Origin of the sequence: Clostridium sp. UBA5119 (assembly GCF_002414285.1) — a bacterium.
Classification (GTDB): Bacteria; Bacillota; Clostridia; order Clostridiales; family Clostridiaceae; genus Clostridium_J; species Clostridium_J sulfidigenes.
In genome coordinates this window covers 473-13025 of the sequence record NZ_DHYX01000086.1, presented here as the reverse complement: position 1 = coordinate 13025, position 12553 = coordinate 473, and the positions used below count along the sequence as shown (strand labels likewise).

Annotated in this window: 13 protein-coding genes; all 13 read right to left on the bottom strand. The window is 29.3% G+C overall.

Going from position 1 to position 12553, the window contains the following annotated elements:
• Positions 1-207 precede the first annotated feature (207 nt).
• On the bottom strand, positions 208-1425 hold the full coding sequence (locus B2671_RS13715; protein WP_346870911.1) for an alpha/beta hydrolase-fold protein: 1218 nt from the start codon (positions 1423-1425) through the stop codon (positions 208-210).
• A 313-nt stretch (positions 1426-1738) separates the two neighbouring features.
• Positions 1739-1882: a hypothetical protein gene (locus B2671_RS13710; protein ID WP_346870910.1), complete on the bottom strand. Its 144-nt coding sequence runs from the start codon at positions 1880-1882 to the stop codon at positions 1739-1741.
• Positions 1883-2338: 456 nt separating this feature from the next.
• Positions 2339-2791, bottom strand: a complete 453-nt coding sequence (def, locus tag B2671_RS13705; RefSeq protein WP_346870909.1) for a peptide deformylase — start codon at positions 2789-2791, stop codon at positions 2339-2341.
• Between the two features lie 5 nt (positions 2792-2796).
• Complete coding sequence (locus B2671_RS13700; RefSeq protein ID WP_346870908.1) at positions 2797-3573, bottom strand: YoaP domain-containing protein; 777 nt, start codon at positions 3571-3573, stop codon at positions 2797-2799.
• Between the two features lie 41 nt (positions 3574-3614).
• Entirely contained in the window at positions 3615-4535 is a 921-nt protein-coding gene (locus B2671_RS13695; RefSeq protein WP_346870907.1) for an alpha/beta hydrolase, read from the bottom strand.
• Between the two features lie 10 nt (positions 4536-4545).
• On the bottom strand, positions 4546-5217 hold the full coding sequence (locus B2671_RS13690) for a DUF6320 domain-containing protein (protein ID WP_346870906.1): 672 nt from the start codon (positions 5215-5217) through the stop codon (positions 4546-4548).
• A complete protein-coding gene (locus B2671_RS13685) occupies positions 5204-6490 on the bottom strand; it encodes a hypothetical protein (protein ID WP_346870905.1) in 1287 nt (428 codons plus the stop codon). The genes B2671_RS13690 and B2671_RS13685 overlap by 14 nt, the downstream gene beginning before the upstream one ends.
• Before the next feature lie 239 nt (positions 6491-6729).
• Positions 6730-7212 carry a DUF6241 domain-containing protein gene (locus B2671_RS13680; RefSeq protein WP_346870904.1) on the bottom strand — a complete coding sequence of 161 codons (483 nt, stop codon included), beginning with the start codon at positions 7210-7212 and terminating at the stop codon, positions 6730-6732.
• Positions 7213-7334: 122 nt separating this feature from the next.
• Complete coding sequence (locus B2671_RS13675) at positions 7335-7991, bottom strand: SIMPL domain-containing protein (RefSeq protein ID WP_346870903.1); 657 nt, start codon at positions 7989-7991, stop codon at positions 7335-7337.
• Between the two features lie 139 nt (positions 7992-8130).
• Positions 8131-9795: a ribonuclease J gene (locus B2671_RS13670; protein WP_346870902.1), complete on the bottom strand. Its 1665-nt coding sequence runs from the start codon at positions 9793-9795 to the stop codon at positions 8131-8133.
• Positions 9796-10255: 460 nt separating this feature from the next.
• The gene (locus tag B2671_RS13665; RefSeq protein WP_346870901.1) at positions 10256-11083 is read right to left on the bottom strand and encodes a CAP domain-containing protein; all 828 of its coding nucleotides are present in this window, start codon (positions 11081-11083) and stop codon (positions 10256-10258) included.
• 381 nt (positions 11084-11464) lie between these two features.
• Entirely contained in the window at positions 11465-12130 is a 666-nt protein-coding gene (locus B2671_RS13660) for a CpXC domain-containing protein (RefSeq protein ID WP_346870900.1), read from the bottom strand.
• A gap of 210 nt (positions 12131-12340) precedes the next feature.
• A partial coding sequence (locus B2671_RS13655; RefSeq protein WP_346870899.1) for a hypothetical protein occupies positions 12341-12553 on the bottom strand: 213 nt, incomplete at its 5' end.

Here is a 12553-nt window from a genome sequence, read left to right as displayed (position 1 = left end):
TTCTGTTCATGCGGGTTTCAGGAATTTTGCTATTTAAAAGTACCTTTTCTAAAGGTTCATTCATTTTTAAAATAAACTTTTGATAATACAACTTCAAAATTCAAATTAAAGCCTCCCCAAGTAATAATCTCTTTGTACCCACAATTAAGTCATAAATAAAAGCCTTATCAAACTCTTATTACTCTCCATAGATCCTCTTCTCATATATTATACTCCTATGAGTGAAATCAACCCATTTGCTAAGTTTTCTCCCCAACTTAAGTAATCATGTCCACTTTTAAACCATTGAAATTCAACATCATATCCTTTAGCCGTTAAAGTATCTTTTAAATTTATATTAGTATCGATTATTCTATCCTTAGTTTCTAAAACCCCAATACTTAAATAAAATTTAAGGGATAATTTATCTATTTTCTTAAAATTAGAGCTCATCCAACAATCATCATTAACAGAGCTATAACTTTCAGGTCTATACCAATAAGATCCTGACTGAGAAAGAACATTTCCAAAAATTTTTGAATAGGTTAACCCTAAATAAGTTGCTGTTAATCCACCTAAACTTAGCCCACCAATTATGACATCTTTTGGATTACTAGAAATACTATAATTTCGTCTAACCCATGGAATTAGTTCTTTGACTATAACTTCTCCAAAAGAATTACTACACTTCAATTCTTCCATCCTGTTTTCGGTTGAATCAATGAATATTGCAATTATAGGAGGTATCTTCTTGGAAGCTATAAGATTGTTTAAAGTTTCTATTGCAGAAAGAACATTTATATACTCGTCACCATCAGTTAATACTATATACCCATAATTTTTTTCATTCTTATCATATCCATAAGGTGTATAAACTCTAATTCTGCGTTTATCCTCTAAATTTTCACTTTCAAATTTATATTCATCTACACTTCCTCTTGGCACACCTTCTATTCTTTTAGTCCAAACATCTTCCGGCGACTGCGTCATTATTACATAGGAACTTTTCACATCGTCTTCTTCATTTTCCCCTTGAAAAATCATTACTTTTTTATTTAATTTATCATATATAGATCTATTATAAAATCTTTCATCCCAATTATTATCTAGTGGATCATTTGGTGAAAAATAATACTTAAAACGTACATCATTTCTCACTTCATAGGCAATATACCATAAATATGTTTCCATTATTCTTTCCATTTGGTTATCGTTATAGTTTTCTTTTCCTACAGGAGGTACAAACAAAACATTTTCACATTCTTCGTCTCCTTTGTAAATAAAAGTAACTAAAGAATTTTTAGAATCATTTTCTAACTCTTCTATTATTGGAGTACCCTTATCTTTTATAATTAGTAAAAATTCCTCTACAGCACTTTCCCCATATAATTTAATTTTCGCTTCTAATTCAGTTATAGTTCTACTTTTAAGTAATGATTTTTTCATACTAATCTTTCCCCTCTTTCAATTACTGCTTATTTATTAGCTGATATAGTGAAATCCCAGATATGTATTCATTACCCCCACTATCATGCTCCTCAAAACATTTTAATGTAAAATCATATGTAATTACTGAATTTATAATTCACTAAGGGTATACAATCTAATCTATACCCGCCTTTAAATCATAAATAAAAGCCTTGGTAAACTCTTGTTGCTCCAGATATATCCTTTTTACTTTTGGCAGATAACAAGTACCTTTACCAAGTATATTATCTTCTATGTATTTAATAGTTTCTTCTAATGTTTGTCCTCTAACTTATCTTGTTATAAGTGATTTAACAATTAAATATGTTTTTCCATCTTCTATCATGTGTGCATCATGAAGAATTTTTCCTTCTAGAGTGATAACTTCCTCATCCCTTTGTGATTCCCTTGAAGCATTAATAATTTTCTTTATCATACTCTGAGACATATTCTGTGACTGTAACCCTTAAATTATATTTTTCTCACTACTATATATAAAACCATGAAAGTATGCACATATATTAAAATATCCATATCAACTTTATAATCAATACTCTTTACTAATTTTTCAACATATTTGAGAACTCTTTCAATATGTGATAAGTCATGCATTCTATCTTTATTTTATAATAAGGAGTAACAAACTCTACTAACTTTTCTTTACTTATCATTTCATTCTGTATATTTTGATCATCCACCTTTAAGTACCTCTCTTTACCATAAACATCTATTTAAATTATATATCATAACAAAATATATTGTTATAATATTCTTTATTTTACATAAATTAATTTGCACATTTAAGGCTATTATGATTTTTATATAACATAATTAAAAAAGTACCCTATATTATTCTTTAAATAGTATAGGATACTTTTATTTTAAAAGGTAATTACCTTATATATTCTGTTACAAGATCCGTAAAGAGTATCCCGTCTAAATGATCAATCTCATGACAGAAACATTTTGCTAAGTCACCTGTACCGGTATAAGTGACCTCCTCACCATTCTCATCTAAGGCTTGCACTATAACCTTCGCTGGTCTTTTTAGTTTTCCCCAAGTATCTGGTATACTTAAGCAACCTTCTACCACCTTTTGTTCTCCTTCTTTGTATATTATCTTTGGATTTACTAGTTTTATCAACCCTTGTCCCATATCTAACACGACTAATCTTTTTAATATCCCTATTTGTGGAGCAGCTAAGCCACCACCATTTTCTGTATTGTACATAGTATCTGCCATATCATTTAAGATTAATCTAATTCTATCATCTACCTTTTCAACCACTTTGCTTTTTTTTCTTAATATCTCATCATTTGAAAGTCTAATTTTTCTTAATGCCATTTATTCTATACCTCTACTTTACTGTAATCTTGATTTTCTTCTAATATTTTAATAAATTTTTTCTCATTTAAGATATCATTTGTTATAAATTCTCCATTATAAAATAAACTATAGGTAGTAAATGGTGTTGGTGAATTTTGAGCTTCTTCTATAGTTTCATATTTCTTAACCTGCATATTAATATTCATACTTTTAGCAATTTCCTCAACAAGAGGCACATACTTAGCTGTAAAAGGACATTGATTACTATAATAAAGTACAAATCCCATTTCATCTATTTTACCTTCCTTTGCACATGACTTAAATGAAGGTTTACTTTCTCCATCTTTAAAAGGTAAATATAACAGTTCATAATAAGGCTCTACTCTATCTGCAATTAAGAACCCCTTATGAATCAGATATTTTTTATCTGCTAAATAAGGTCTTTTTTTATCTGAAGATAGAATTACTAATCCCTTTTTCCCTTTGTTTTTACTATCTATAATACATTCATTTAATAATTTATTCGAAATCCCTTGACCCTTATATTTACCAGATACCCAAAGACAATTAATGAACATGTACTCTTCTGCAATAATAGGACACCAAGCTTTCTCTGCAGGTATATACTCAATAAAAACTTTACCTCTTACATCACCTTTTTTGAATACCAATCCATCAGCGAATCTAGCCTTCATCCATGCTTTCTTCGATGACACTTGGCATTCACCTTTCTTATCAGCAATAGCACAGCAAATATGTTCCCTTTCAATATTTTCATTGTTTACAGTAATAATATTCAATGATTTATTCCCCTTCCCCAAAATAGTTAAATCTATTATCACTATTTAGTTTTCCAAATTTTATTTATAAAAGTTCCAACTTCCTTCCATGCCGCTTTACTTTCAGGAATTAAATCTCCTGCCATTTGAAACACATGAAACATACCTTCATAAACAGACAATTTAACTTTAACCTTTTGATTTCTTGCCCTTTCTGCCACAGTGAGAGTATCACTTAAAAGAACTTCATGGGTTCCCACTTGCATAAGCATTGGTGGAAATCCTGTAAAATCTCCATATACCGGTGATATATATGGGTTATGAGGATTATTATCTCCTACATATGCTGAATCATATAGCATATTGTTTGTAGTCTTACCAAAAAGAGGATCAATCTCATAATTTTCTATATAACTTGTACCACTATGAGTCAAATCATTCCAAGGTGACATAACTACAATTCCTGCCGGAAGAGAAATTTCATTATCCCTTAGGTAAAGACACAGTGCTAATGCTAATCCTCCTCCAGCAGAATCTCCTACTACCATGATTTTCTTTGATTCATAATTTTTTTCTTCTATAAGCCACTGATAAGCAGCTATTGCATCTTCTAATGCTGCCGGAAATGGATTCTCTGGAGCTACTCTATAATCAATAGTTAAAACCTCTGTACTTTTACCTAGTTCTGAATAATTTACTGCAAATCTTCTATACACATTTTTCATGGGACCAATGTAGCCTCCACCATGAAGCTGCAGAATTACTTTTCCGTTAGATTTTTCTTCTGGCTTTAAATATTCCATAACAAAATTATCTAACTCTATTTTTTCATATAAATATCCATTAGGACACTTCCAAGGAGGTTCTACAGGATGCTTTCTAAATTTTCCTGTTTGAATTGGTTCCCCCAGGGAAGTATCTGTAATATTATTAATTAATTCTCTAACTAAATTTCCACGAATACTAATCTTTTTCTCTTTCATCTTCTCTCTCCTAGGTATTAAATCTGCGAATTAATTCATTTTTTACGCTTCTATCGCCAAAAACTATGGTACCAATTAAAATAAGAATTGAAATTCCACTAGTTAAAATAGCTAAAAACGGTCTATCTATTAATTTTACCCAAAATAGTATCAAAGGAATAAAGCTAAAAATAGTAATAGCAATTTGATACATAAAATAACTTTGCCAATTCATGGGATTAACTATCATAAGAAGCACAATTGCTAAATTAGCAAATAGTATCATTGCAGGAACTGCATAGTTCACAGACCATCCAATGTATCCTGTAACATTATCAATGACTACAACTAGTATTCCAGCTCCTATGGTTTGAACTAATATTTTAGAAGCCAAATTAGCATTATTCATAATGGAATAGGTAACTGTAACTCCAAAATATATAATTCCAACCACTGCAATTAAAGACCATATTACTCCTGAGTAGGTAATATAGTTAATAAAACCTAAAACTACAGAAACTACAGTTAATATAAACAAAAAAATTCTTTTTATTTTATTATATTTACCTATATCAAACTCAACATTAGGATACATACTTGTGGATTCTTCATTCATTTCATCATACTCTAGTACTCTTCTGCATAGAGGGCAAGTATGTGTTTCATCCAATATGTTTACTTGACATCTTCTACACCTTTTCATTTAATACACCATTACTTTCTATTGTTACATCAATTCCTTCTTTAGTTAAAGCTCTAAAGAAAGCTCTTTGCAAATATGTATCTCCTAACACTGAGGAAAAAGTTACTACCACTTTATCTTTATAAGAGCATACTCCACACTTCATTTTTTGTTTTTTAGACACACCTATAATAAAATGAAAGTTCTCTATGTAATCCTCAAATTCAGGGAGAACCTTTATATATCCTAAGTTAGATAAAGTCATAGTATTTCCCCTACTTATTCTTCCATAAACTAACTGTAATGCAATATATTTAAAGACTAGTGGAGCAAATCTAACTAAAGTTTTTTTCTCGTTGGATACATTATAAGAAATAGTTTCTTCTAGCTTCTCTTTAGTTATATTTTCATCCATCTGTTTATTTACCATAAAAAGAATATCCTCAAAACTATGCTCTTTTCCATCAGATAAAAATTCTATGGCTGTTACAGCAAAGAAGTTCATAGTAGTTGTAGAATCAAAGAAAGATCTAAGATTAATAGGTAAATTAATTGATATAGGGTCTTCATGTTTTTGCTTATTTAAGTATTCCTCATAAATACACCATATCAATAACGCCAATAAGTATCTAGTTATACTTACGCCTTTTTCTTTACATTTTGATTTAAGTCCTGCTAGGTCAACATACCCATGAATAACACTTACTGTATCTAGATATAATAATTCTCCCTTTAACTGATAAGCCTTTTTAGTACTATAAGGTTTCTTAGCTAACCTCTTATAATTTTTTAAATAACTATCCTCAGTATCAAGTATACATTCACTACTGGGTCTCCTTGTAACTTTTTTAGGGGAATCCTTAATTTTAAGTAGTTCTATATAGTGATAAGTAAGTTCCTTTAAAAAGTTAATAGCACCCATTCCATCTGTAATAGCATGAAAAACCTCTAAGTTAATTCTTTTTTCATAGTAAGATACACGAAATAAAAATTGCTGATTACTACGTGGGTCTATATACTTACATGGGTAAGTAGCTTCTTTTTCTACTATGGGTATTTTTTTATTAGTTTCAAAGTAATACCAAAAAAAACCGCTTCTAAGTCTTACGTTAAATCCATCAAACCATGGAAGTACCTCTTCTAATGCTTGCTGTAAAATTTCTGGTACTACATCTCCCTTCAAAGTGACAGACACTCTAAATACATTACTTAAGTTTTCATTAGCAATGACAGGAAATATTTTTGCTGTATTATCTAATCGTCTCCACTTTGTTTGATGACTTTTTTTATTCATTTATCTTCACTCTTTCTTAACTATTGTTAATATAATAATTCCTAATTACTAATTATTATACCAAATTTAATCTATACTTTCATTAGCTTGCATCTAGTTAGTCACTTTTATAAATATTTTTATATAAAATTAACATAAAAATTAATCTAAATATATAATTAAAATTCTAATCTGCCTTTGTATTCTAGCCATATTAGTGAAAAAATATTAAAAGGTATAGAATAAAAATTCTATACCTTTTAATCAGCTTTTATACCTACAGCTCGTCCTATAGTTCCACCTAACTTTTCCCATACATAATTATGATCCTTATCCGCCTGAGAGAAATCTCCTTTTTCCCATCTATTTAAAATATCTAACAGTTTTTCTCTATCCTCATAATCTATCTTTTCTACAATTCTTTTTAAATTTTGAATTTCTTCTTTTTCCATGGGTAATTCTCCCCAAATTTTATTATTCTCTGCAATTATCTTAGTATTAGCCATTCTATGCATTATATCATAAACATCTGCTTCTGGATAATAATCTGCTGGCTTCAATTCCTTAGAATCTTCTTTTGATATCTCTTCATTAATTGATTTTATTTCCTGTTGATTTTCTTTAGCTGTTAACTTTCCTGACTTTCTATCCATTAGATAATTTACCCCAAATACAGCAGCTATTATTACAAGAATTACTATAATAAAAATGACAACAGACTTTTTTCTAAAAAAACCCTTCATACACTTACCCCCCTTTTATCTTATATGTAAATAATTGTATCAATAACTCCATATACTTTTCAATGATTTTATAAAAAAAGCCTTATTTCTAAGGCCTAACTACTCTTATAATACCAAATAAATTAACTTTCTATCCTCCAAACTACAGTCACTGTATCTTCTACATCTATATCATCAGGCTGTAAATCAATGTTTGGAGCTCCTCCTGTAGAAATTAGATTCTTATTTATGCTATAAATATCCCTATATAATTGAACATCACTCCCACTATAATCTATACTTAGCACCTTTCCTAATCTTATCCCTGCAGCCTCTGCCATTACTTTAGCCTTTGATCTTGCATCCTCTACAGCTCTTTCCAAAAGTAAATCCTTAACATCTGTATCATCTTTAACCTTATACCTTATAGAAAACTCGGGTGTTGCTTTGCAACCTGCAAGAGCATTAAGGACTCTAGTTAACATCATAGCATTTTGCTCAAATTCAATTCTTAAGTTATTGGTAACTTCATATCCTACAAAAACTCTTCTATAATTCCCATTGGCATCAGTAATATTTTCATACTTAGTGTCCACTCTAAAATTAGTAGTCTTTATATCTTTTTTATCAAAGCCTACACTCCTTAAGCATAACCTCAATTCATCCAAGTCTCTACTAGCAGCATTCATAGCTTCTTCATAGGTAGGTTTTAACGTAGTTAATATCATATTAATTTCTATTGTATCTGGTGGTATTGATGCTTTACCCTTTCCTTTCACACTTATAACTCTTTCTTCCATAATATCCCTCCTAATTTAATAAATTTGTATAGTATAAATTTATTAAATTAGGATTTAAATATTACTAATAGCTATTATAAAATAAATAACATGCCACAGAGAACTATTATCTGTAGCATGTTATTTAAACATTAGTATATTATACTTCCATAATTATTGGGAATATAGTTGGTCGTCTTTTAGTTTCATCATATAAGAATCTCTCTATAGATCTTTTTACATTGGTCTTTAATACATACCATTCTATCTGATTATTTGCCAAAGAATTTTCAATTTCTTCTCTTGCTATATCTCTAATTTTATTGATCATATCTTCCGCTTCCTTGGCATAAACAAAACCTCTAGTTATAATATCTGGTCCTGCTAATATACTATAACTTTCCTTCTCTATAGTTAAAACTACAACAACCATACCATCTTGACCTAAATACCTTCTGTCTCTTAGTACTATGTTGCCTACATCACCTACTCCTATACCATCTACAAGTACCCTTCCAGTATGAACCCTACCAGATATTCTTGCTTCATCCTCAGAAAGCTGAAGTATATCTCCAGTATTCATTATAAATATATTCTCTTCTTCCATACCTAAACTTTTAGCCAGATCTTTGTGATGTTTTAAATGCCTATATTCTCCATGAACAGGCATAAAATACTTTGGATGAACTAATGAATGTATTAATTTTAACTCTTCTTGACAAGCATGCCCAGATACATGGATATCTTCTAAAGCTTCATAGATAACATCTGCACCTTTTTTATAAAGTTCATTGATAACTTTAGATATAAGCTTATCATTCCCAGGTATAGGAGATGCTGAGATAATAAAAAGATCATCAGGCTCTAATTGAATCTTTCTATGATTTGAAAATGCTATTCTTGCAAGGCCTGCCATAGGCTCACCTTGGCTACCTGTAGTTATTATAGTTACTTCTTCATTTCTGTAATTTCTTATGTCATCTACATTTATCATAGTTCCTTCTGGAATATGTAAATAACCTAACTCCATAGCTACAGTAGATATATTTTCCATACTTCTACCGCTAAAGGCAATTTTTCTTTTGTACTTAACTGAAGCATCAGCTATTTGTTGCATTCTATGTATATTGGAGGCAAAGGTTGCAACTATCACTCTTCCTGTAGCTGTAGAAAAAATTCTATTTAAGGTCTGCCCTATAGACTTTTCTGATAAACTATGACCTTGTCTTTCTACATTAGTACTATCTGCCATTAAAAGTAATACCCCTTCTTTTCCCAATTCAGATATTCTTTCTAAATCCATAACTAAACCATCTATAGGTGTATAATCAATTTTAAAATCTCCAGTATGGACTATGTTCCCAATAGGAGTGTGTATAGCTAAGGAACAAGAATCAGCTATGCTATGGGTATTTCTTATGAATTCAACTTTAATATCTTCAAATTCTATAGTTTCTCCAGCTTCCACAGTTTTAAGGGTATATTCATTTTCTAAAAAATGTTCCTTTAGTTTATTACCTAATATACCTAAGGTTAATCTAGTTCCGTACACCGGTACATTTAGTTGCTTTAAAATATAAGGTAATGAACCAATGTGATCTTCATGTCCATGAGTAAGAACAAAAGCCTTTACCCTTTCTTTATTATCAATTAAATAAGTTATATCTGGTATGATTAAGTCAACCCCATACATTTCTTCATCCGGAAAAGCTATACCACAATCTATAACTACAATGTCTTTGTCATATTCAATAGCAGTAATATTTTTACCTATTTCACCTAATCCACCCAGAGGTATTACTTTAACACATTTTTTCTCTTCCATAAAATCCCTTCCTTTAACATTAATTAATATACATTTATTATGTGTTATAGTATGAATTTAAATACTTTCATTAATTTAAATATTTTTTATAGTAAACAAAGAGACTATCCCAACTTTGAGATAGCCCTTATACTTTCTTATAGATCTGAAATACTATGTTTATTTTTTCTTCTTTAACTCGTTCTTATTCTTAACTTTCTTGTCACCCTTCTTATCTTTGCCAGTATTCTTAGCTGCCTTTTTATCTTCCTTGCCCCTACCTCTAGACATATCTTCCTCCTAAATTAATAATTTATATAGTAAAATATATTAACCTATATAAAGAAATATACTGAATTTACTACTATATAAAATTAAAGCTAATAAAAATATCCCTTATTGCAGCTTTATTATGTGCAATAAGGGATATTTATTAATTTTATGGGAAAATGTATATTTAATTTTAAAAATTTATCTGTTATTATTTATAGAACTCTTGAGTTGCATAAACTCTATTACCAGCTTTATATACACCTACTCCTATACTTTCAAAATTAGTTGATAGTATATTCTTTCTATGACCTTCCGAATTCATCCAGTTAGTCATAAATTGATTAGCTAATGCAGTTGGGTCAGATACTCCCCCTATATATGCTATATTTTCTCCCCAAGCTCTATATGAAACTCCATCAGCCTTCATTTTAGTTGTTATAAGATTTCCACTTAAGTCTTGGTGACTAAAATAATTTTTATCTCCCATATCTTGAGATTTAATTCTAGCATATTTTTCCATAGTTTTGTTATAAGTTAAAGGCGCAACTCCAGCTTTAGCTCTCTCTTCGTTTACTTTATTGAATATAGCTTGTTCAACTTGAGCCATAAACTTCTCATTAACAACCGGTGCCTCAGGTACTACTGGTGTCTCTGGCACAACTGGTGCTTCAGTGACAGGCGTTTTAGTTGACGTATCCTGTCCTGTTGATGGTTGTGTCGTTGGCTTGGTAGTTGGTTCTGTTGTTGGTTGTTCCACTACAGGCTCCTTTACTTGGTCTTTAGAAGGTATACTTGGTACACTTGTGAAATTATTTTGATTTATTATCATCTTTTTCATAGCTTCAAAGTCAGTTATAAAGTTTCCACTCATAAATTTAGTATAATCTACATTGCTATATTGATAGTTACTTATTGTTCTATAACTCACAGTTTTCACTTGTCTTCTAGTTCTTACAGCTGCTTCAGCTTGTACTCCACCTACGAATGTACTTCCTACTAATAATAATGTTAATATTGATAATGTTCTCGATTTCATTTCCATTCCTCCTATATTTGGACTTAATAACTTGTCCATTTTTCTAGTAGTTAATGTACTTTTACGTCTAACCACCTTGTCCTATATTTATAACATATAAATTTTAAATTTATAATGGTTGATAATTTCTAATGGATGATACATTATCCTTCAAAGGTAAACATTCTCCATAATGGATTTATTAACTAAACCAAAAATAAGAATATTACTGGATTTCAGGATTTTTGTAAAAATATCCATAGATAAAATTACTAAAAATAATTTTATAAAATCTATGAATATCTAAATGCTTTTCATTGTAATTTTCCACATTTTTTAAATATTTTTGAAGAATTAATAATAAAAAGGCGGTATTTATACCGCCTTAATTATACTAAATCATTAATTATTATATTCATTAATCTCAGTTGCCCACTGTTCATCAATAACTTGAAAACCCTTGTATACCTTTTCCTCTATATTATTTAAGTATTTATCTCTTATAAAATTATATATTTTCATATCTATATTGTACAATGGTGTTTCCCCTTTTTCATCTATAAGTGTAAAAAACATACTATCTTTAATAATATCATAATCAAAATATATCTTTTTAGTACAAAAATCCAAATTAGTGTCTACTAAATTAGTAATATAATACAATTTATATATTTCCATAACTCTATCATCTAAATTGCATTCTAAAATTTTAATTTTTTCTATTAAATCATAGTTACTAGTTACAATTCTGAGTTTATACTCATTACCAAATTGAGGCAAGATTTCGTCTGATAAAGCTTCTAGCTCTTTAGCTAATTCATCATTATCTCTACTATAGTTTGTTATTAAATATATCATCTCTCTTTTATTCATATCATGATATAAACAATCATATTCAAATGTTGATACATGTCCACATATAGGACATTTAAATTTAAAAAAGTCATTATCTAATACTTTCTCTTTTATTCTTTCATCTATAGTTACATTAATACTATTCCATAACTTAATGTTACTTTTTATCAAACAATTTGGACAGGTTACTTCCACATTCCTCTTTAAAGCCATAAGTATCCCCCTCTTTTTATTAATAGCCTAAGAAAAAGTTTTATTCTATATTGTATATTTTATCACATTACGTTGTAAATGTAACTGCATTATTTTCTAAATATTTAAACTTTTATCTCCAATTTTATTTTTTTTATATAAATACAACAGAAAAAGCTACATCTTATATAGACATAGCTTTCAACTTAACTTGAGCTGATAGTCATCGCATTAAATATTCTTGATTTCCTTAATCCAATTTACTAGCATTAACTCCATTTCTGCATCCCCTTTAACTGGATACCTCTCAGATAACTTTATGGCCTCTTCATAATATTCTAATGCTTTTTCATTATTATTATTATAGAAAATTTCATAAGCCATCATTATTCTCTTTTTCCCTATCATAAATTTAGACGCTTTTATATATTTTTTAATATTTTT